This window comes from Pulveribacter suum, from assembly GCF_003013695.1.
In the GTDB taxonomy this organism is placed as follows: Bacteria; Pseudomonadota; Gammaproteobacteria; order Burkholderiales; family Burkholderiaceae_C; genus Melaminivora; species Melaminivora suum.
This window is the reverse complement of the sequence record NZ_CP027792.1, coordinates 2,166,449-2,187,381: the sequence shown is the minus strand read 5'-3', so window position 1 is coordinate 2,187,381 and position 20,933 is coordinate 2,166,449. Positions and strand designations below refer to the sequence as shown.

At 68.0% G+C, this 20,933-nt stretch carries 19 protein-coding genes; 3 read left to right on the top strand and 16 right to left on the bottom strand.

All coding sequences use genetic code 11. The annotated features are described in order from the left end of the window. Positions 1 to 75: 75 nt before the first annotated feature. The 16 genes from mnhG to gyrA all read right to left on the bottom strand — a co-directional run bounded on the left by mnhG (position 76) and on the right by gyrA (position 18,556). Positions 76 to 453 (bottom strand): monovalent cation/H(+) antiporter subunit G, encoded by a 378-nt coding sequence (gene mnhG / locus C7H73_RS10070; RefSeq protein ID WP_106846521.1) that lies wholly within the window; start codon positions 451 to 453, stop codon positions 76 to 78. Continuing rightward, a complete protein-coding gene (locus tag C7H73_RS10065; protein WP_106846520.1) occupies positions 450 to 731 on the bottom strand; it encodes a K+/H+ antiporter subunit F in 282 nt (93 codons plus the stop codon). Before C7H73_RS10065 ends, mnhG begins: the two co-directional genes overlap by 4 nt. Further along, the gene (locus C7H73_RS10060; protein ID WP_106846519.1) at positions 728 to 1,222 is read right to left on the bottom strand and encodes a Na+/H+ antiporter subunit E; all 495 of its coding nucleotides are present in this window, start codon (positions 1,220 to 1,222) and stop codon (positions 728 to 730) included. The genes C7H73_RS10065 and C7H73_RS10060 overlap by 4 nt, the downstream gene beginning before the upstream one ends. After that, positions 1,219 to 2,949 (bottom strand): monovalent cation/H+ antiporter subunit D, encoded by a 1,731-nt coding sequence (locus C7H73_RS10055; protein WP_106846518.1) that lies wholly within the window; start codon positions 2,947 to 2,949, stop codon positions 1,219 to 1,221. Before C7H73_RS10055 ends, C7H73_RS10060 begins: the two co-directional genes overlap by 4 nt. After that, a complete protein-coding gene (locus C7H73_RS10050) occupies positions 2,946 to 3,311 on the bottom strand; it encodes a Na+/H+ antiporter subunit C (protein ID WP_106846517.1) in 366 nt (121 codons plus the stop codon). The genes C7H73_RS10055 and C7H73_RS10050 overlap by 4 nt, the downstream gene beginning before the upstream one ends. After that, positions 3,311 to 6,283, bottom strand: coding sequence for a monovalent cation/H+ antiporter subunit A (locus C7H73_RS10045; protein ID WP_106846516.1), 2,973 nt, complete (start codon positions 6,281 to 6,283; stop codon positions 3,311 to 3,313). Before C7H73_RS10045 ends, C7H73_RS10050 begins: the two co-directional genes overlap by 1 nt. 111 nt (positions 6,284 to 6,394) lie before the next feature. Then, positions 6,395 to 6,718 carry a ComEA family DNA-binding protein gene (locus C7H73_RS10040; protein WP_106846515.1) on the bottom strand — a complete coding sequence of 108 codons (324 nt, stop codon included), beginning with the start codon at positions 6,716 to 6,718 and terminating at the stop codon, positions 6,395 to 6,397. Between the two features lie 32 nt (positions 6,719 to 6,750). Continuing rightward, the gene (gene lapB / locus C7H73_RS10035; protein WP_106846514.1) at positions 6,751 to 7,908 is read right to left on the bottom strand and encodes a lipopolysaccharide assembly protein LapB; all 1,158 of its coding nucleotides are present in this window, start codon (positions 7,906 to 7,908) and stop codon (positions 6,751 to 6,753) included. Then, the gene (locus C7H73_RS10030; protein ID WP_106846513.1) at positions 7,898 to 8,221 is read right to left on the bottom strand and encodes a LapA family protein; all 324 of its coding nucleotides are present in this window, start codon (positions 8,219 to 8,221) and stop codon (positions 7,898 to 7,900) included. The genes lapB and C7H73_RS10030 overlap by 11 nt, the downstream gene beginning before the upstream one ends. A gap of 148 nt (positions 8,222 to 8,369) precedes the next feature. After that, positions 8,370 to 8,660 (bottom strand): integration host factor subunit beta, encoded by a 291-nt coding sequence (locus tag C7H73_RS10025; protein ID WP_106846512.1) that lies wholly within the window; start codon positions 8,658 to 8,660, stop codon positions 8,370 to 8,372. Positions 8,661 to 8,764: 104 nt separating this feature from the next. Further along, complete coding sequence (gene rpsA, locus C7H73_RS10020) at positions 8,765 to 10,450, bottom strand: 30S ribosomal protein S1 (RefSeq protein ID WP_106846511.1); 1,686 nt, start codon at positions 10,448 to 10,450, stop codon at positions 8,765 to 8,767. Positions 10,451 to 10,630: 180 nt separating this feature from the next. Beyond that, positions 10,631 to 12,646, bottom strand: coding sequence for a bifunctional 3-phosphoshikimate 1-carboxyvinyltransferase/cytidylate kinase (locus C7H73_RS10015; protein ID WP_106846510.1), 2,016 nt, complete (start codon positions 12,644 to 12,646; stop codon positions 10,631 to 10,633). After that, a complete protein-coding gene (locus tag C7H73_RS10010) occupies positions 12,646 to 13,533 on the bottom strand; it encodes a prephenate dehydrogenase (RefSeq protein WP_106847623.1) in 888 nt (295 codons plus the stop codon). Before C7H73_RS10010 ends, C7H73_RS10015 begins: the two co-directional genes overlap by 1 nt. A 14-nt stretch (positions 13,534 to 13,547) precedes the next feature. Then, positions 13,548 to 14,648 (bottom strand): prephenate dehydratase, encoded by a 1,101-nt coding sequence (gene pheA, locus C7H73_RS10005; RefSeq protein WP_106846509.1) that lies wholly within the window; start codon positions 14,646 to 14,648, stop codon positions 13,548 to 13,550. 60 nt (positions 14,649 to 14,708) lie between these two features. Further along, positions 14,709 to 15,818: a 3-phosphoserine/phosphohydroxythreonine transaminase gene (gene serC / locus C7H73_RS10000; RefSeq protein ID WP_106846508.1), complete on the bottom strand. Its 1,110-nt coding sequence runs from the start codon at positions 15,816 to 15,818 to the stop codon at positions 14,709 to 14,711. Positions 15,819 to 15,910: 92 nt separating this feature from the next. After that, a complete protein-coding gene (gene gyrA / locus C7H73_RS09995; protein ID WP_106846507.1) occupies positions 15,911 to 18,556 on the bottom strand; it encodes a DNA gyrase subunit A in 2,646 nt (881 codons plus the stop codon). A 240-nt stretch (positions 18,557 to 18,796) separates the two neighbouring features. Here gyrA and ompA point away from each other — a divergent pair, with 240 nt between their 5' ends. From ompA to C7H73_RS09980, 3 genes are all read left to right on the top strand, one after another. Further along, positions 18,797 to 19,456 (top strand): outer membrane protein OmpA, encoded by a 660-nt coding sequence (gene ompA / locus C7H73_RS09990; protein ID WP_106846506.1) that lies wholly within the window; start codon positions 18,797 to 18,799, stop codon positions 19,454 to 19,456. A gap of 78 nt (positions 19,457 to 19,534) precedes the next feature. After that, positions 19,535 to 20,248, top strand: a complete 714-nt coding sequence (gene ubiG / locus C7H73_RS09985; RefSeq protein ID WP_106846505.1) for a bifunctional 2-polyprenyl-6-hydroxyphenol methylase/3-demethylubiquinol 3-O-methyltransferase UbiG — start codon at positions 19,535 to 19,537, stop codon at positions 20,246 to 20,248. Then, on the top strand, positions 20,245 to 20,922 hold the full coding sequence (locus C7H73_RS09980; protein ID WP_106846504.1) for an HAD family hydrolase: 678 nt from the start codon (positions 20,245 to 20,247) through the stop codon (positions 20,920 to 20,922). The genes ubiG and C7H73_RS09980 overlap by 4 nt, the downstream gene beginning before the upstream one ends. Positions 20,923 to 20,933 lie beyond the last annotated feature (11 nt).

Genomic DNA, 20,933 nt, shown 5'->3' with positions numbered 1-20,933 from the left:
GGGGTCGAATCGGCCTCAAACCCTTATGCAGCAAGCGTCAGCAGCTATTGATTTGATAGTTCTGCGGCGGCCGCCTCAGGAATCCCGTGCGCCGTCGTAGCTGTGCATGGTGCGGCTCAGGCTGGGCGGCACCTTCTCGCCCATGCGGCGGGCGCGAAACAGCGCCGCGCGCATCAGGAAGATGGTGGTGATGGGCACCGTCACGGCGATGAACAGGGCGATCAGCAGCGCATGCAGCGCCAGCTGGTCGGTGGCCGAAAAATAGATCAGCGTGGCGTGCATGGTGAACCAGCAGCCCAGCGTGGCGATGATGGAGGGGGCGTGCACGCGCTCGAAGTAGCTTTTCAGGCGCAGCAGGCCGAACGAGCCCATGAAGGCCACGAAGGCGCCGGCCAGCACCAGCACCGAAATGGTGATGTCCAGCCACAGCGGCAGGGCCGCGGCCGGCGTCATTCGATCACCTCGCCGCGCAGCAGGAACTTGGCCAGCGCCGTGGAGCTGACGAAGCCCAGCAGCGCGATCAGCATGGCCGCCTCGAAGTAGTTGGTGCTGCCGTAGTACATGCCCAGCAGCAGCATGAACAGCATGCCGTTGAGGTACATGCAGTCCAGCGCCAGGATGCGGTCCTGCGCGTTCGGGCCCCAGGCCACGCGCGCCAGGCACAGCACCATGGCCAGTGCCAGCACCAGCATGGCCGCGGGCAGCGCCCAGGAAAGGACGGGGCTGGTCATGACTCGAAAATCTCCATCAGCGGTCGCTCGTAGCGGGTCTTGACGTGCTGCACGATAGCCTGCGCATCCTGTACCTCCAGCACGTGCAGCATGAGCAGGGAACGGTCCAGCGACAGCTCGGCCCAGGAGGTGCCGGGCGTGATGCACACGATCATCGCCAGCACGGCCAGGGCGTTGGGGTCGCGCAGCTCCAGCGGAATGGTCACGAAGTCTGCAGCGTGGCGCGGCGGGCCGGGGCGCAAGAGCGCGCGCAGCACGGCGATGTTGGATTCGGTGGTGTCCACCATGACGATGAAGCACAGCCGCACGATGGTCAGCGGCCGGCGCACGCGCACCGCCTGCGGCCGCAGCGAGGCGAACACCAGCGGCAGCGCCACGGCCAGCAACGCCGCCAGCAGCAGGTGGCCGGCGCTGGTGGAGTGGTTGAGCACCAGCCAGACAATGAACAGCCCCAGCGAGACCAGCGGCGCGGGCAGCAGCTTCTTGATCACCGGGCGGCTCCTGGCGTGAGGCCCACCGCGGGCGGGACGGGCGCAGGCGCCGGGCCCGCCACGGGCTGCGCCTGCAGCACGGCGCGGATGTAGGTGTCTGGCGCATGCAGGGCGTTGGCCGCGGCCTCGGTGAAGCGCATGACGGGCCCGGCGCCCAGTGTCAGCGCCACGCAGGCGGCCAGCAGCGCGGCCACGGGCAGGCCTTCCAGCACGTGCAGGCGCGGCGCCAGGCGTTCGGAGGCGGCCCAGAAGTTGCGCATGCCGGCGCGCGTCAGGGCCATCAGCGACAGCAGCCCCGTGGCGATCAGCAGCGCCAGCAGCGTCCAGCCGGCCGCGCCGGGCTGCACGCCCGCCGACGAGCCCAGGCCCAGCGGGTTGAGCAGGGCCGAGAGCATGGCGAACTTGCCCACAAAGCCCGACAGCGGCGGCAGGCCGGCGATGACCAGCGTGCTCATCAGCCAGGCCAGGCCCAGCAGCGCGGCGGCGGCGGGGATGGCGCGGCCGACCAGCACTTCCTCCTCGTCGTCCAGGTTCAGGCCGGGGCGCGGCACCAGCTCGGGCGTGAGGAAGGGGGCTTCGTCGCCATCGTCGGCGCGCAGCGCCGTGCCGTCGGTGCGCCAGCGCTCGATCAGGTCGGCCAGCAGGAACAGCGCGGCAATGGCCAGGGTGGAGCCGGGCAGGTAGTACAGCATGGCGGCCGTGAGCTGGTTCTGGCCGAAGCCGGCGGCTGCCAGCACCGTGCCCGAGGACAGCAGTGCGGCAAAGCCCGCCTGGTGTACCGGCCGCTGCGAGGCCATCATGCCGATGGCGCCAAAGGCCATGGTCAGCATGCCCGCGCCCATCAGCCAGGCCCCGCCGAAGAGGGCGGAGGCGCCGGCCTCGCTGCCGAACATCAGCGTCCACAGGCGCAGCAGCGTGTAGATGCCGACCTTGGTCATGACGGCGAACAGCGCCCCCACGGGGGCGGTGGCCGCGCTGTAGGCCGGCACCAGCCAGAAGTTCAGCGGCCACACGGCGGCCTTGATCAAAAAGGCCGTGGCCAGGATGGCGGCGGCCGCGTGCAGCAGGCCCAGGTCTTGCGGGGCGACCAGCGGCACGCAGCGCGCCAGGTCGGCCATGTTCAGCGTGCCGGTGATGCCGTACAGCATGGACGCGCCAATCAGAAACAGCGAGGACGCGGCCAGGTTGATGGCGATGTAGTGCAGGCCCGACTGCACGCGCGCGCGCCCCGAGCCGTGCAGCAGCAGGCCGTAGGAGGCGGCCAGCATGATCTCGAAGAACACGAACAGGTTGAACAGGTCGCCGGTCAGAAAGGCCCCGGCCAGGCCCATCAGCTGCAACTGGTACAGCGTGTGGAAGTGCACCCCCGCGCGGTGCCAGCGCGTGCCGGCAAAGACGATGGCGCACAGGGCGATGGTGCTGGTCAGCACCAGCATCAGCGCGCTCAGGCGGTCCAGCACCAGCACGATGCCGAAGGGCGCCGCCCAGTTGCCCTGCAGGTACACGCCCATGCCGGCCGGCGTGCTGGCCTCGTGCGCCCAGCCCAGCAGCGCCACGGCAATCAGCAAGCCCAGCGCGGTGGAGGCGATGTTCAGCCCCAGCTTGACGCGCTGGCGCTCCTCGCGCATCAGCAAGGTGAGCGTGGCGGTGAACAGCGGCAGCACGATGGGCGCCAGCATCAGGTGCGGCATGGAGCGGGCGGCCAGCTCGGGCAGCAGCGTGCTCATGGCATCTCCTGGCTGCCCGGGGCCTGGGTGCCGTCCACGTGGTCGGTGCCGCTGATGCCGCGCGAGGCCAGCAGCACCACCAGGAACAGCGCCGTCATGGCAAAGCCGATGACGATGGCGGTGAGCACCAGTGCCTGGGGCAGGGGGTCGGCGTAGTGCTGCAGGTCTTGCGGCACGCCGGCCGCCAGCACCGGCTCCTTGCCCACGGCCAGGCCCAGGCGGCCCATGCTGAAGATGAACAGGTTCACCGCATACGACAGCAGCGACAGGCCCATGATGATCTGGAAGGTGCGCGGGCGCAGCAGCAGCCACACGCCCGAGCCGGTGAGCACGCCGATGGCCAGCGCCAGCACGATCTCCATCAGCGCGCTCCCCGGGGTGGGGGCAGGGGCTCGTCGTCGTAGCTGACGACGGCGGCCAGGGCCAGCTGCTCTTCTTCCAGCAGGCGCGCATGCCAGCGGTGGCTGCGCACCGACTGGTGGGCGATGGCGGTGAGGATCAGCAGCGTGGCGCCCACCACCAGGGCAAACACGCCGGCGTCGAAGAAGATGGCGCTGGCCACATGCACGTCGCCCAGCAGCGGCAAGCGCAGGTGCGCCATGTGGCTGGTCAGGAAGGGGTAGCCCAGCACTACCGATCCCAGGCCGGTGCCCAGGGCCAGCAGCATGCCGGTGGCGATCCAGCGGCGCGGAAACAGGCGCATGTGCGCCTCGACCCAGGCCGTGCCGGAGACGATGTACTGCAGCAGCAGGCCGACGGAAAACACCAGCCCGGCCACAAAGCCGCCGCCCGGCTTGTCGTGGCCGCGCATGAACAGGTAGATGGCTACCAGTGCCGTGAACGGCAGCAGCAGGCGCACCAGCACGGCCGGCACCATCAGGTAGCCGATGGCGGTGTCCTGGGCGCCGCGCGGGTTCAGCAGGTCGGTCTGCAGGTCGGCGGGCAAAAAGCGTTGCTGCTCGGGCAGGTCCATGGCTTCGCCGGCAGGGCGAAAACGCCGCAGCAGCGCATACACGGTGAGCGCCACGATGCCCAGCACCACGATCTCGCCGAAGGTGTCGAAACCCCGGAAGTCCACCAGCATGACGTTGACCACGTTGGTGCCGCCGCCCTCCGCCAGCGCGCGCTGCAGGAAGAAGGTGGAGGTGCTTTCGGCAAACGGCCGGCTCATCATGGCCATGGCCAGCCAGGCCATGCCGCCGCCGGCGGCCAGCGCCAGGCCGAAGTCGCGCAGGCGGCGCAGGCGCGTTTGCAGCGCGCCGGGGGCGGCCGCGGGCAGGCTGGCGTCGCGCCGGGGCAGCCAGCGCAGGCCCAGCAGGATGAGGACGGTCGTCACCACCTCCACCGACAGCTGGGTCAGCGCCAAGTCGGGCGCGGAAAACCACAGGAAGGTGATGCACACGCACAGTCCCGCGCCCCCCATGAAGACCAGCGCGGCCAGCCGGTGGTACTTGGCCTGCCAGGCGGCCGCCAGCGCGCAGATGGCTCCCAGCGTCCACAGCAGCACGAAGGACGCGGACAGCGGCAGCAGCGCGCGGCCTTCGCCGCCGGGGCTACCGCCCAGCAGCACCGGCGCGGCACCGGCGACGAGCGTGGCCAGCACCAGCCACAGCATCTGCCACTGCAGACGGCTGGTGGACAGCGCCGCGCGGGCGCTGCGGCTGGCGCCCGACAGCAGGGCCAGGGCACCTTCGAAAAGGCGCTTGCCGTCGATGCGGTACATCAGCGGGGGCGCCTCCATCTGGCCGGCGCGGTGCTGGCGGCGCACGAACAGGTACAGCGCCGTGCCGCCGGCCAGGGCGATCAGGCTCATGATGAAGGGCGTGTTCACGCCATGCCACAGCGCCAGACTGAAGGGCGGCAGCTCGCCGCCCACCACGGGCAGTGCGGCGGCGTCCAGGTAGCGGCCCACGGCCCAGGCCGGGAAGATGCCCACCACCAGGCAGATCAGCACCAGCAGCTCCACGGGCACGCGCATCCAGTGCGGCGGCTCGTGGGGCGGGTGGGGCAAATCACGCGCCGGCGGGCCGCCGAACACGTCCAGCACGAAGCGCAGCGAATACGCCACGCTGAACATGCCGGCCACGGTGGCCGCGGCCGGCAGCAGCGTGGCCACCAGTGGCGAGGCGTTCAGATAGACCGTCTCGGCGAAGAACATTTCCTTGGACAGAAAACCGTTGAGCAGCGGCACGCCGGCCATGGCGGCGCTGGCCACGGCAGCGAGCGTGGCGGTGATGGGCATCATCACGCGCAGGCCCGACAGGCGGCGGATGTCGCGCGTGCCGCTTTCGTGGTCCACGATGCCGGCGGCCATGAACAGCGAGGCCTTGAAGGTGGCGTGGTTCATGATGTGGAACACGGCGGCCACAGCGGCCAGACGGCTGTTGAGCCCGAGCAGCAGCACGATCAGGCCCAGGTGCGAGATGGTGGAATACGCCAGCAGGCCCTTCAGGTCGTTTTGGAAGATGGCTGCGTAGCCGCCCACCAGCAGCGTGCACACGCCTGCGCCACCCACCAGCCAGAACCAGGCGTCGGTGTCGCCCATTACGGGCCACAGCCGCGCCAGCAGGAACACGCCGGCCTTGACCATGGTGGCCGAATGCAGGTAGGCAGAGACCGGCGTGGGCGCCGCCATGGCGTGGGGCAGCCAGAAGTGGAAGGGAAACTGCGCGCTCTTGGTGAAGGCGCCCAGCAGCACCAGCACCAGCGCCGTCAGATACAAAGGGTGGCCGCGCACCAGCTCGGCGGACTTGAGCACATGGTCCAGGTCGTAGCTGCCCACGATGTGGCCCAGGACCAGCACGCCCGCCAGCAGGCACAGGCCGCCCGTGGCCGTCACCGTCAGCGCCATGCGGGCGCCGCGCCGCGCGTCGCGCCGGTGATGCCAGTAGCCGATCAGCAGGAAGGAAAACAGGCTGGTCAGCTCCCAAAAGAACACCAGCAGCACCAGATTGCCCGACAGCACCACCCCGGCCATGGCGCCCATGAAGGCCAGAAAGAACGAGAAAAAGCGCGGCACCGGGTCGTTGGGCGACATGTAGTAGCGCGCGTACAGCACCACCAGCGTGCCGATGCCGAAGATCAGCATGGCGAACATCCAGGCGAAGCCGTCCATGCGGATGGACAGCTGCAGGCCCAGCGCGGGCAGCCACTCGATGTCCTCGCGCAGCACGCCGCCGTCCTCGACCCCCGGAAACGCCAGCGCCGTCTGCACGGTGCAAAACAGCGCCACCACCCCTGCCAGCGTGGACTCCGTATTGCGTGCGTTGGCCGGCAATACAGCCGCCAGCATGCTTGCAACGAAGGGCAGCAGGATGAGGAAAACCAGGGACATGTGCGGCCCATTTTAGGGGCAAGCCCCGGCCGCCTTGCTATGAAAAACCGAGCTGCCCGCGGGCTTTGGATCGGGCTTGCCAGCCGCTCGTGGCAGGCAAGCGCGGGCGGCTCAGCGGCTGTCTGCAGGTGCGGGCGCGGGCACGGCGCCGTAGGGCTGGCCGACCACCCGCAGGCCCTGGTGCGACAGGCGCTCGGCCGAGGCCGGGCCGATGCCCTTGACGCGGGCGATCAAGTCGCGCCAGTCGGCAAAGGGCTGCTGGTCGCGCGCGGCAAGGATGCGCCGGGTGGTGGCAGGCCCGAGGCCGTTGATGCCGTCCAGCTGCGCTTCGGTGGCCTGGTTGGCCTCGATGGCGGCGGTGGCCGGTTGCGCAGCGGCCGGCAGGGCGCAGGCCAGGCAGACAGCCGCCAGCAATGAAGCAAGGAATGTTCGCATCACCTGAGCCTCCTTCGGCGGTGTGGACCGCCCTACAGTTCTTCCACCCGCCGCGCGGGGTAGCTGTCCCAGGTCTGGCAGCCGGGGCATTGCCAGAAGTGCTGGCGCGCCTCGAAGCCGCAGGCAGCGCAGCGGTAGCGCGTCAGCGGCTTGCTGGCGTGCTCCAGCGCGCGCTGCACCTGGGGCTGGACGTCGGGCTCGGCCAACTCCTCGCCGGCCAGCCAGCGCGTGGCGGCGACCAGCGAGGGCTCGCGCTCGAGGTGGCGCACGTACCAGCTGCGCGCCGCGGCCGCACCCTGGGCGCCGGCAGTTTCCAGGGCGACGATGGCCTCCAGCAGGTCCAGCGCCGGCATCTGCTCGTAGTGGCGCACCAGCAGCGTGTGCGCCTGCTGCGCCTGGCCGGCCTGGCTGGCCACCTCTACCAGCAGCGACGCGGCCAGGGGCAGTGCCGCAGGGGCGGCGTCGGCCAAGCCGCCCAGGGCCTGCAGTGCCGCCTGCGCATGGCCCATGCGCTGGTGCAGCCGGGCCAGCTCGATGCGGGCACGCGCGGCCTGGGGGGCGGTGGCGATGGCCTGCTCCAGCAGCGCGAGGGCGGCGTCCAGTTCGCCATGGGCGGCGTGCCCCAGCGCCTGCTCGCACAGGTAGTGCGCCTGGCGGGTGCTGAAGTCGCCCTGCTGCGCGGCCTGCATCCGCCGGGCGATGTCGCTGGCCTGGGGCCAGTCGCGCGAGCGCTCGTAGATGGCCAGCAGCGCCAGGCGGGCCTGCGCCTCGAAGGCCGTGCCCTCCAGGCGGCGCAGGGCATCTTCGGCACGGTCCAGCAGGCCGGCTTTCAGGAAGTCCAGCGCCAGCGCGTGCTGGGCGCGCTCGCGGTCGGTGCGCGAGAGATCGCCGCGCGAGAGCAGGTGCTCGTGCACGCGCACGGCGCGGTTGTATTCCGCGCGGCGGCGAAACAGGTTGCCCAGGGCGAAGTGCAGTTCGGTGGTGTCCGGGTCGTTCTGCACGGCCTCGATGAAGGCGTCGATGGCCTGGTCCTGCTGCTCGTTAAGCAGGTAGTTCAGGCCCTTGAAGTAGGCCTTGGGGGCGCGGCGGCTGTCTTCGCGCAGCTGGCGCATGTCCAGCCGCGAGGCCAGCCAGCCCAGGCCGAAGGCGATGGGCAGGCCCAGGACGATCCAGCTCAGGTCAAATTCCATGGAGGGGGGACTGGGCGAGGGCGGCTTCGGTATCGGAAGGAGCCAGGTCGGCAGCGGGCGCGGGAGCCGCCTTGGCAGCCGCCGCGGCCTGCCTGCGGCGCGCGGCGTTGCGGTGGTGCCACCAGCGCGGCACCATGCCCAGCACGCCCACGATCAGGCCCAGCGCGAACGCGCTGAGCACCACCAGCACCAGCGGCGCCGTCCACTGCGTGCCGAAGAAGAAATGCACGGTGGCGCTTTGCTGGTTGTTCAGCGCAAAGGCGAACAAGGTGAAAAAAATGGCTGCCTTGAGCAGCCACAGCAGGTACTTCATGCGTCGCCTCCCGGTTGGCGGGGCCATTCTACGTGCGCGCAGGGCCGGTGCCGGCCCGCGCCGGCGGTGCGTGAATTCAAGCCAAATCAGGCTCTGCTGCTTGCTGGGTAAGCGCAAGCAGCTATCAATTGAATAGCTACAGGGCCGCTCAAACCGGGTTGCGCTGGTCCACGGCCTCGCGCAGGGCCTTGCCGGGCTTGAAGTGGGGCACGCGCTTTTCCGGGATCTGCACGGCCTGGCCGGTACGCGGGTTGCGGCCCATGCGGGGCGGGCGGTGGTTTACCGAGAAACTGCCGAAGCCGCGGATCTCGATGCGGTGGCCGCGTACCAGTGCGTCGCCCACGGCGTCCAGGATGGTCTTGACGGCGAGCTCGGCGTCGCGCTGCGTCAGCTGGGCAAAGCGCTCCGCAAGTTCTTCCACGAGGTCGGATCGGGTCATGGCAGTGGCGTGTGGTGGCAAAAGAAAGAGCGGGCGCCCAGGGCGCCCGCAACTTGGTGTCGGCACCGGGCATGCCGCTGGCAGGCCCGGTGCGTCGCGCCGGATTACTTGTCGGAGTTGTCCAGCTTGGCGCGCAGCAGGGCGCCCAGGCTGGTCGTGCCGGCATTTTCCTTGGCCGACTGGGCCGACAGGTGGGCCATGGCGCCTTGCTCGTCAACCATGTCCTTTTGCTTGATGGACAGCTGGATGTTGCGCGTCTTGCGATCGACGTTCACCACCACGGCGCTGACTTCGTCGCCTTCCTTGAGCACGTTGCGGGCATCTTCCACGCGGTCGCGGGAAATTTCCGAGGCGCGCAGGTAGCCGACGATGTCCTGGCCCAGATCGATCTCGGCGCCACGCGCGTCCACCGTCTTGACCTTGCCGGAAACCATCTGGCCCTTGTCGTTCACCGTCACGAAGGTGGTGAAGGGGTCCTGGTCGAGCTGCTTGATGCCCAGGCTGATGCGCTCGCGGTCCACGTCCACGGCCAGCACGATGGCTTCGACTTCCTGGCCCTTCTTGTAGTTGCGCACGGCGGCTTCGCCGGGCTCGTTCCAGGACAGGTCGGACAGGTGCACCAGGCCGTCGATGCCGGCAGCCAGGCCCACGAACACGCCGAAGTCAGTAATGGACTTGATCGGGCCCTTGACACGGTCGCCGCGCTTGGTGTCCTGCGCGAATTCCTGCCAGGGGTTGGCCTTGCACTGCTTCATGCCCAGGCTGATGCGGCGCTTGTCTTCGTCGATGTCCAGCACCATGACTTCGACCTCGTCGCCCAGGCTGACCAGCTTGGAGGGGGCCACGTTCTTGTTGGTCCAGTCCATTTCGGAGACGTGCACCAGACCTTCGATACCGGGCTCCAGCTCAACGAACGCGCCGTAGTCGGCGATGTTGGTGACCTTGCCGAACAGGCGCGTGCCCGAGGGGTAGCGGCGCGACACGCCCATCCAGGGGTCGTCGCCCATTTGCTTGAGGCCCAGCGAGACGCGGTTCTTTTCGGTGTCGAACTTGAGGATCTTGGCCGTGATTTCCTGGCCAGCCTGCACCACCTCGGAGGGGTGGCGGACACGGCGCCAGGCCATGTCGGTGATGTGCAGCAGGCCGTCGATGCCACCCAGATCCACGAACGCACCGTACTCGGTGATGTTCTTGACCACGCCGTTGACGATGGCGCCTTCCTTCAGCGTCTCCATCAGCTTGGCGCGCTCTTCGCCCATGGAGGCTTCCACCACGGCGCGGCGGGAGAGCACCACGTTGTTGCGCTTGCGGTCGAGCTTGATGACCTTGAATTCCAGGGTCTTGTTCTCGTAGGGAGTCAGGTCCTTGACCGGGCGCGTGTCGATCAGCGAGCCGGGCAGGAAGGCGCGGATGCCGTTGACCAGCACCGTCAGGCCGCCCTTGACCTTGCCGCTGGTCGTGCCGGTGACGAAGTCGCCGGACTCCAGCGCCTTTTCCAGCGCCAGCCAGGAGGCCAGGCGCTTGGCGGTGTCACGGCTCAGGATGGTGTCGCCGTAGCCGTTTTCGATCGAGCCGATGGCGACCGACACGAAGTCGCCCACCTGCACTTCGATCTCGCCCTGGTCGTTCTTGAATTCGTCGATCGGCACATAGGCCTCGGACTTCAGGCCGGCATTCACGACCACGAAGTTGTGCTCGACGCGCACCACTTCAGCAGTGATGACCTCGCCGGGACGCATTTCCGTGCGTTGCAGCGATTCTTCGAACAGGGCGGCAAAAGATTCAGACATGTGTTTCCTTGTCCGCAGGCAGGTTTCCACGGGCACCATTGCCCGTGTTGCTATGACTGCCAGCGGGGGTATTGCGGCATCGCGCCGCGGGGTTGAGGGTGAACGAACCGCACGGCCGTGCGCTGCTTGGGCGCGAAGGAAGCCGAGCGGACCAAAAAAACCAGCCGTCAGACCCGAAGGTCAGAACGGCTGGCGTGCCTGCCACCAGGCAACCACCTGCGCCACGGCCTCGTCGATCGTGAGCAGGGAGTTGTCCAGCAGCAGAGCGTCTTCAGCGGCTTTAAGCGGCGAGGCGCTGCGACTGGCGTCGCGCGCATCCCGCGCTTCCAAGTCCGCGCGAAGGTCGGAGATTGTAGCGGAAATGCCCTTGGAAATCAACTGCTTATGGCGCCGCTCGGCCCGCACGGCGGCGCTGGCCGTCAGAAAGACCTTCAGCGGCGCCGCCGGGAAAATCACCGTGCCCATGTCGCGCCCGTCCGCCACCAGGCCGGGCAGGCGGCGAAAGCCCAGCTGCAGCGCCACCAGCGCCTGGCGCACAGCCGGCAGGGCGGACACGCGCGAGGCGTTCATCCCCGCCTCTTCGGTGCGGATGGCGTCGGTGATGTCGTCGCCCGCCAGCCAGATGCGGCCGCCCTCGAAGCGCACGGGCAGGTGGCGTGCCAGCTCGGCCAGGCGCGGCTCGTGCTGCGCCTCGATGGCGATGCCGGCGCGCATGGCGGCCAGCGCCGCGGTGCGGTACATGGCGCCCGAATCCAGGAAGTGGTATCCCAGCTGCTGCGCCACCTGTGCGGCCACCGTGCCCTTGCCCGATGCCGTGGGGCCGTCGATGCAGATCACGGGGATGCGCTCTGGCGGCGTCTGCGCCACGGCGAACAGCGCCTCGAAGTAGTCAGGGAAGGTCTTGCCCACGCAGCGCGGGTCTTCGATGCGCACCGGCAGGCCGGCCGGGTTGAACGCCGCCAGCGAGAAGCACATGGCCACGCGGTGGTCGTCGTAGGTGTGGATGCTGGCGGCGCGCCAGTCGGCGGCGCGGGGCAGGGGAGCGACGCTCAGCCAGTCCGGGCCTTCTTCCACCGTGGCGCCCAGCTTGCGCAGCTCGCAGGCCATGGCGGCGATGCGGTCGGTCTCCTTGACGCGCCAGCTGGCGATGTTGCGCAGGGTGGTCACGCCGTCGGCGTACAGCGCCATGACGGCCAGCGTCATGGCGGCGTCGGGAATGTGGTTGCAGTCCAGGTCGATGGCCTTGAGCGGCCAGGCACCGCGGCCGACCTCCAGCCAGCCCGGCCCGCCCGCGACGCGGGCGCCCATGGCCTGCGCTGCCTCGACGAAGCGAATGTCGCCCTGAATGGAATCCAGCCCCACGCCCAGGATTTTCAAGGGTTTTTGGCCGTCAAGGCCCGCTGCCATTGCGCCGGCAGCTATGAAATAGCTAGCAGAAGAGGCATCTGCCTCGACGTGGATCTGCCCAGGCGAGCGGTACTGGCTGCCGGCCGGGATGACAAAGCGCTGCCAGTCGTCGTGGCGCACGGCGATGCCAAAGCGCGCCAGCAGCTCCAGCGTGATGTGGATGTAGGGCCGGGAGATCAGCGCGCCCACGACCTCGATCACCACGTCCTGCTCCTGGGCCACCAGCGGCAGCGCCAGCAGCAAGGCGGTGAGGAACTGGCTGGACACGTCGCCGCGCACGCGGATGGGCGCGTCCAGCCGCAGCGGCGGCAGGCCGCCTTCGTGGTCGATGCGCAGCGGGGGGTAGCCCTCGCTGCCCAGGCAATCGATGCGGCAGCCCAGCTGGCGCAGGGCATCAACCAGGTCGCCAATGGGCCGCTCGTGCATGCGCGGGATGCCCGACAGCTCGTATTCGCCGCCCAGCAACGCCAGCGCCGCGGTGAGCGGACGCATGGCGGTGCCGGCATTGCCCAAGAAGAGCTTGGCCGGCGACGCTGGCCGGCGCCCGCCCAGGCCGGTGATGCACGCCACGCCGCCGCCGGCCTCGTGGACGCCGCAGCCCAGCGCGCGCAGCGCGTCCAGCATGACGCGCGTGTCGTCCGAGGCCAGCAGGTCGTGCACTTCCGTCGTGCCCTCGCTCAGGGCCGCCAGCAGCAACACGCGGTTGGAAATGCTCTTGGAGCCCGGCAGCTGCACGCTGCCACTGGCCTGCCGCAGCGGCGGCAGGTCAAGGAATGCGGTGGAATACATCAACCCTCCCGGGATGAGCGGCCGCCGCTGCCCATGCGCCAATGGGCGCGGGCGCTGCTGGCCAGCGTGATCAGGTCTTCCAGCGGCTCGCCGTCGTCGGCCTGCATGGCCGCCTCCAGCGCCTGCAGTGCCTGCTTGAAGAGTTGCGACTGGGCCAGCACCTCGGCGCGGTTGGCGCGCAGCACGTCGCGCCACAGCTGCGGGTCGCTGGCAGCGATGCGGGTGAAGTCGCGAAAGCCGGGGCCGGCCATGTCCAGCAGCACGTCGGCCTGGGGCTGGCCGTTGATGCTGCCCATCATGGCAAAGGCCAGCAGGTGGGGCAGGTGGCTGACGGCGGCGAACGCCGCGTCGTGCGTCTCCGGCGCCATGCTGCGCACGTGGCAGCCCAGGGCGCTCCACAGCGCCTCGGCGCGGCGCAGGTGCACGGTGAGGGTGCGCTCGGTGGGTGTCAGGATGACCTTGGCGCCCTGGTACAGCTGCGCGTCGGCATGCTCCACGCCCGAGACCTCGCGCCCCGTGATGGGGTGGGCCGGCACGAACGAGCCGAACTGGTCGCGCAGCGCGCGCCGCGCCCCGTGCACCACGTCGGCCTTGGTGGAGCCCACGTCCATCACCAGCATCTTCGGCGTGACCAGGTGCTTGATGGCCTTGAGCGTGGCCTCGGTGGCGGCCACCGGCACGGCCAGCAGCACGATGTCGGCGCCGGCTGCGGCCAGCAGCGCCGAGGGCGCCTCCACGTCAATCACGCCCAGCTGGCGTGCCCGGTCGGTGGTGGAGGGCGACTTGCTGTAGCCCACCACGCGCTGCACCAGCCCGGCGCGCTTCATCGCCAGCGCGAAGGAGCCGCCCATCAGGCCGCAGCCAATCAGCCCCAGTTGCTCGAACATGGCCGCGCCCGCCATCACGCCGGCACCGGATAGGTGCCCAGCACCTTGTAGAAGGCGGCGAGCTGCTGCAGCTCGGCCAGCGCGCTGGCCACATTGGCTTCGGCCGGGTGGCCTGCGATGTCGATGTAGAAGTAGTACTCCCACTGACCGGTGCGGGCCGGGCGCGACTCGAAGCGGGTCATGGACACGCCGTGCTTCTTCAAAGGCACCAGCAGGTCGTGCACGGCCCCGGGCCGGTTGGGCACGGAGATGATCAGACTGGTGCAGTCGCGCCCCGTGGGCGCCGGCGTGGCCAGGGTGTGGCGCAGGCAGATCACGGCGAAGCGCGTGCGGTTGTAGGCGTCGTCCTGGATGGCATGGGCCACCACGTGCAGGCCGTATTGCTGGGCCGCGCGTTCGCTGGAGATGCCGGCCCAGGCCGGGTTGGTGGCGGCCAGGCGGGCGCCTTCGGCGTTGCTGGACACCGGGCGGCGCTCGGCGTGCGGCAGGTGCTTGGACAGCCAGGCGTGGCACTGGGCCAGCGCCTGGGGGTGGGCCAGCACGGCCTCGATGCCCTCGGCCGAAGGGCTGGTGCGCAGCAGGTTGTGGCGCACCAGCAGGCTGACCTCGCCCACCACGTGGCAGGGGGTGTGCAGGAACATGTCCAGCGAGCGGGTGACCACGCCCTCATTGGAATTTTCCATGCCCACCACGCCGTACTGCGCGCTGCCGGCGGCCGTGGCATGGAAGACCTCGTCAAAGCTGTTGCAGTACATCAGGTCGGCCGCGCCGCCGAAGTACTCGATGGCCGCCTGCTCGCAGAACGTGCCCTCGGGGCCCAGCACGGCCACGCGCTGGGGCGACTCCAGCGCCAGGCAGGCGGACATGATCTCGCGCCAGATGGCCGCCACGTGGGCGCCCTTGAGCGGGCCGGGGTTGCTGGTGGTGATCTTCTCGATGACCTGGGCGACGCGGTCGGGCCGGAAGAAGGGCGTGCCGTCGCGCTTCTTGACCTCGCCCACCTGCTCGGCCACCTGGGCGCGCTGGTTGAGCAGGCTCAGCAGTTGCTGGTCGATGCTGTCGATCTGCGTGCGCAGACTGGAGAGGTCGGGCGTGGAGGTGGGCTGTTGGGACATCGGGCAGGCAAAAGGGCGGGGCAGGCGCGCCGGCCTGCCGAAGGGCGGAGCGGGCGAGGGTCAGGCGTGGTGCTGCTCGAACTCGCGCATGTAGGCGATAAGCGCCTCGACACCGGCCATGGGCATGGCGTTGTAGAGGCTGGCACGCATGCCGCCCACGGACTTGTGGCCCTTGAGCTGCAGCAGGCCGCGCTCGCGGGCGCCGGCCAGAAAAGCTTCATTGCGCGATTCGTCGCGCAGGAAGAAGGGAATGTTCATGCGCGAACGGGCCGGCGGCGCCACCTTGTTCAGGTACAGCTGCGACTGATCCACGTAGCTGTAGAAGCGCTCGGCCTTGGCGCGGTTGCGCAGCTCCATGGCGGCCACCCCGGTGGCGTCGCCCTCGCGCTGGCGCTTGAGCCACTGGAAGGTGAGGCCGGCGACGTAGATGCCCCAGGTCGGCGGCGTGTTGAACATGGACTTGTTGTCCGCCACTATTTGGTAGTCGAACGCGCTGGGGCAGGCGGGCAGGGCGTGGCCCAGCAGGTCCTCGCGCACGACCACCAGGGTCAGGCCGGCGGGGCCCAGGTTCTTTTGCGCGCCACCGAAGGCCAGGCCTACGCGCGACCAGTCCACGGGGCGCGAGGCGACGTGCGAGGAAAAATCGATGACCAGCGGCGCGTCGCTGCCCAGGGCTGCCAGGTCGGGCAGCTCATGGAATTCGACGCCGTGGATGGTCTCGTTGCTGCACAGGTGCACGTAGCTGGCCCCGCGGCTCAAGCGCCAGCCGGCCGGGTCGGGGATGGAGGTGAAACCGCCGTCCTCGCCGCTGGCGGCGGTGTGCACCTCGGCCGCGTACTTGAGCGCTTCCTTGCGCGACTTGGCGCTCCAGCTGCCGGTGACGATGAAGTCCACGGCTGCGGCGCGCGACAGGTTGAGCGGGACGATGGCGTTCTCGGCCAGGCCGCCGCCCTGCATGAACAGGATGCGGAAGTGGGCAGGCACCGCCAGCAGCTCGCGCAGGTCGGCCTCGGCCTGCTCGCAGATGGCGATGAATTCCTTGCCGCGGTGGCTCATCTCCATGACGCCCATGCCGCTGCCATGCCAGTCGAGCATTTCGGCGGCAGCGCGCTGCAGCACTTCTTCGGGGATGGCGGCGGGGCCGGCGGAGAAGTTGTAGGGACGGTTCATGGTTTCAAGCAAAATCAGGCTCCAGCGCTTGTGGGACAAGCGCAGAAAGCTATGGTTTTAATAGCGATGCGGCCGTGGCTGGGGCAGGGTTGTCACTCCTGCTCGGGGCCTGCATCCGCAGCAGCTTCGTCCAGGGCGGCCGGATCGGCGCCGTGGGCGTCGTTTTCAACGATGCGCTGCAGGCCGGACAGGCGCGCGCCATCGTCCAGCGCGATCAGCGTCACGCCCTGCGTCGCGCGGCCCAGCTCGCGGATCTCGGACACCCGGGTGCGCACCAGCACGCCGGTATCGGTGATCAGCATGATCTCGTCGTCGGCGCGCACCAGCGTGGCCGCCACCACCCGGCCGTTGCGGCCCGACTGCTGGATGGCGATCATGCCCTTGGTGCCGCGGCCGTGGCGGGTGTATTCGGTGATGCTGGTGCGCTTGCCGTAGCCGTTTTCGGTGGCAGTCAGCACGCTTTGCGACTCGTCCTCGGCCACCAGCATGGCGATCACGCTCTGGCCTTCCTCCAGCGTCATGCCCTTGACGCCACGCGCGTTGCGGCCCATGGCGCGCACGTCGTTCTCGTCAAAGCGCACGGCCTTGCCGCCATCGGAGAACAGCATCACGTCGTGCTGGCCGTCGGTCAGTGCCGCGCCGATGAGGTAGTCGCCCTCATCCAGGCCGACGGCGATGATGCCGCCCTTGCGCGGGTTGGAGAACTCCGACAGCTGCGTCTTCTTGACGGTGCCCATGCTGGTGGACATGAACACGTAGTGGTCGGCCGGGAAGGTGCGCATGGCGCCCGTGAGCGGCAGCACGACGTTGATCTTCTCGCCATCGACCAGCGGGAACATGTTGACGATGGGCCGCCCGCGCGAGCCGCGCGAGCCGGACGGCGCCTCCCACACCTTCAGCCAGTACAAGCGGCCGCGGTTGGAAAAGCACAGGATCCAGTCGTGCGTGTTGGCGATGAAGAGCTGGTCGATCCAGTCGTCTTCCTTGGTGGCCGTGGCCTGCTTGCCGCGCCCGCCGCGGCGCTGCGAACGGTATTCGGACAGCGGCTGGCTCTTGATGTAGCCGGTGTGACTGAGCGTGACCACCATGTCGGTGGGCGTGATCAGGTCCTCGGTGGACAGGTCGTGCGCGCTGTGCTCGATCAGGCTGCGGCGCGCGCCCAGGCGGGACTGGCCGAACTCGGCCTTCAGGGCGGCAAGCTCATCGCCAATGATGGTGGACACGCGCCCGGGACGTGCCAGGATGTCCAGCAGGTCCTCGATGTGCGACATGACCTCCTTGTACTCGGCCACGATCTTGTCCTGCTCCAGGCCCGTGAGGCGCTGCAGGCGCATCTGCAGGATCTCCTGGGCCTGCGTGTCGGACAGGCGGTACAGGCCGCCGGCCTGCATGCCGTACTCGCGCTCCAGCCCCTCGGGGCGGTAGTCGTCGGCGTTGACCACGCCGCCGTCCTCGCGCGTGCGCGTCAGCATCTCGCGCACCAGCTGGCTGTCCCAGGAGCGGTTCATCAGCTCGGCCTTGGCCACGGGCGGCGTGGGCGACTCGCGGATGATGCGGATGAATTCGTCGATGTTGGCGAGGGCGACAGCCAGGCCTTCCAGGACGTGGCCGCGCTCGCGCGCCTTGCGCAGCTCGAACGCCGTGCGCCGCGTGACCACCTCGCGGCGGTGCTGCAGGAAGACTTCAACCAAGTCCTTCAGATTGCACAGGCGCGGCTGGCCGTCGATCAGCGCCACCATGTTCATGCCGAAGGTGTCCTGCAGCTGCGTCTGCTTGTACAGGTTGTTCAGCACCACCTCGGGCACTTCGCCGCGCTTGAGCTCGATCACCAGGCGCATGCCGGATTTGTCGGACTCGTCCTGGATGTGGCTGATGCCCTCGAGTTTCTTCTCGTGCACCAGCTCGGCCATGCGCTCCTGCAGCGTCTTCTTGTTGACCTGGTAGGGCAGCTCGTCAACGATGATGGCCTGGCGCTGGCCGCGGTCGATGTCTTCGAAGTGCACCTTGGCGCGCATCACCACCCGCCCGCGCCCCGTGCGATAGCCTTCCTTGACGCCGTTGATGCCGTAAATGATGCCGGCGGTGGGGAAGTCGGGCGCGGGGATGATCTCCATCAGGTCGTCGATGGAAGCCTCGGGGTGGTGCAGCAAGTGCAAACAAGCGTCCACCGTCTCGTTCAGGTTGTGCGGCGGAATATTGGTCGCCATGCCCACGGCAATGCCGGCCGAGCCGTTGACCAGGAGGTTGGGCAGGCGGCTGGGCAGCACCAGCGGCTCCTTTTCGCTGCCGTCATAGTTGGGCCCGAAATCGACCGTTTCCTTGTCGATGTCGGCCAGCATTTCGTGCGCTATTTTGGCCAGCCGGATTTCGGTGTAGCGCATAGCCGCGGCGTTATCCCCATCGACCGAGCCGAAGTTGCCCTGACCGTCCACCAGCATGTGGCGCAGTGAAAAATCCTGCGCCATGCGCACGATGGTGTCGTACACCGCGATGTCGCCGTGCGGGTGGTATTTGCCGATCACGTCGCCCACGATGCGGGCGGACTTCTTGTACGGCCGGTTCCAGTCGTTGTTGAGCTCGTGCATGGCAAACAGCACGCGCCGATGTACGGGCTTCAGGCCGTCGCGCGCGTCGGGCAGGGCGCGGCCCACGATCACGCTCATGGCGTAATCGAGGTAGCTGCGACGCATCTCCTCTTCCAGGCTGATGGGCAAGGTCTCTTTGGCGAACTGGATCATGGCGGCGACTGAAGGCAAGGGTCCGCAAGCGGGCGATCGATCATTTTAGGTGCAACGTGTTGTCGCAGCAGCGCAACATATCCCCGGGATTGCGCTTTTGTCCTACGGTTCGGGTCTCACGTGGGCCGCGCTGGCCTTGTTACGTATGGCACAATCGTTTCAACGTTTTCGTCGGTGGCGGTCACTGGCGGCGTCCATCATTCGCAGCACGGCTGCGGCTTATTCCCCAAGAGGAGAACCATGAAGAAACTGAACAAAGTGGCGATGTTGTTGGCCTCTGCCGTGATTGCAACCTCGGCTGGCGCCCAAGTGAAGGCAGCCGACGGCGGTAACGTGGTCGACAACTGGCAAAACGGCACCGGCGAGCTGGTCTGGAAGAACGGCACGAACGAACTGTGCTGGCGCGATGCTAACTGGACGCCCGCAACCGCTGCCGAAGGCTGCGACGGTGCTCTGGTGAAGGCCGCTGCTGCGCCTGCTCCGGCAGCTGCTCCCGCTCCCAATGCCGCACCGGCACCTGCGCCCGCTCCTGCTCCCGCAGCAGCCAGCAAGGTGACCTACGCCGCCGACGCGTTCTTCGACTTCGACAAGTCTGTCCTCAAGCCCGAAGGCAAGGCCAAGCTGGATGATCTGGTCTCCAAGGTGAAGAACATCAACCTGGAAGTCATCATCGCAGTGGGTCACACCGACTCCATCGGTACCGATGCCTATAACCAGAAGCTGTCTGTGCGCCGCGCCGAAGCCGTGAAGGCCTACCTGGTCTCCAAGGGCATCGAAAAGAACCGCGTGTACACCGAAGGCAAGGGCGAAAAGCAGCCTGTGGCTGACAACCGCACCGCCGAAGGCCGCGCCAAGAACCGCCGCGTTGAAATCGAAGTGGTCGGCACCCGCGCCAACTAATTTCGCTTTACGCGCACAAAAAAGCCCCGGTAACGGGGCTTTTTTTCGTCTTCCATGTTTCAAGGAGACAATGACTGCATGACCGAGCACCTCAATGCCGACCCGGCCGAGTTGGCAAAATTCTCTGAGCTGGCCCACCGTTGGTGGGATCCTGAAAGCGAATTCCGCCCATTGCACCAGATCAATCCGTTGCGCCTGGATTGGATCGACCAAATCGCTCCGCTCTCAGGCCAGTGCGTGCTCGATGTGGGTTGCGGTGGTGGGATTTTGGCTGACTCCATGGCCCGCAGGGGTGCCGACGTCCTGGGCATCGATCTGGCCTCCAAGGCGCTGAAGGTGGCGCGTCTGCACGCCCTTGAAGCCCAAACCCCCCGGGTACGCTATCGTGAAGTCAGCGTGGAAGAGCTGGCGCAAGAGGCGCCAGCGTCGTTCGACACCGTGACTTGCATGGAGATGCTCGAGCACGTGCCCGACCCGCAGTCGGTGGTTGAAGCGTGCTCGCGCCTGGTAAAGCCAGGAGGGTGGGTGTTTTTCTCCACCATCAACCGCAACGCGAAATCCTTCGCGTTTGCCATTTTGGCCGCGGAGTACCTGCTGAAAATGCTTCCAAGGGGAACACACGAGTACGCGAAATTCATCCAGCCGAGTGAACTGGCGGCGGCCTGCCGGCAGGCGGGCCTGAACATCACGCATACCCGTGGCATGCAATACAACCCGCTGACCCGTCGCTACTGGCTCAGCGACGACACCAGCGTGAACTACCTGTTGGCCACCAGACGCCCGCAGGCATGAGCGCCGCTCGCTGGCCTGGAGTGCGGGCTGTTCTGTTTGACCTTGATGGCACGCTGATTGACAGCGCTCCAGACCTGGGGCGTGCTGCCAATCAGTTGCGCACGCAGCGAAACATGCCGCCCCTTCCGTTGTCCGCCTACCGTCCCATGGCCGGGGCTGGCGCGCGCGGCATGCTGGCGATCGCGCTGGGCATCCAGCCAGACGATGCCTCCTTTGCCGACCTGCGTGAGGAGTTCTTCGACCGCTATCAGGGCTGTATCCATGAACAGACGGACGTGTTTCCTCAGGTCCAGGAGCTGTTGGCCACTTTGCGGCGCCACGCGGTGCGGTGGGGGGTGGTTACAAACAAGGCCAGCCGGTTCACGGATCTCATCGTGCAGAGGCTGCGCCTGTTCGACGACGCGTCTGCCGTGGTCAGTGGCGATACCACGCCTCATTCCAAACCCCATCCGGCGCCTCTGCTGGAAGCCGCTGCGCGCCTTGAACTGCCTCCTCATGCCTGTATCTATGTGGGAGACGACCACCGCGACATCCTGGCAGGCCAGGCTGCGGGCATGGGTACGGTTGCTGCGTTGTACGGTTATCTGGGCCTGGACGCGAATACAACGGCATGGGGGGCAGATGCCGCGATAGATTTACCTCTCGAGCTCTTGAAACTGCTGGATCTGTCTTAAAATAACGGTTC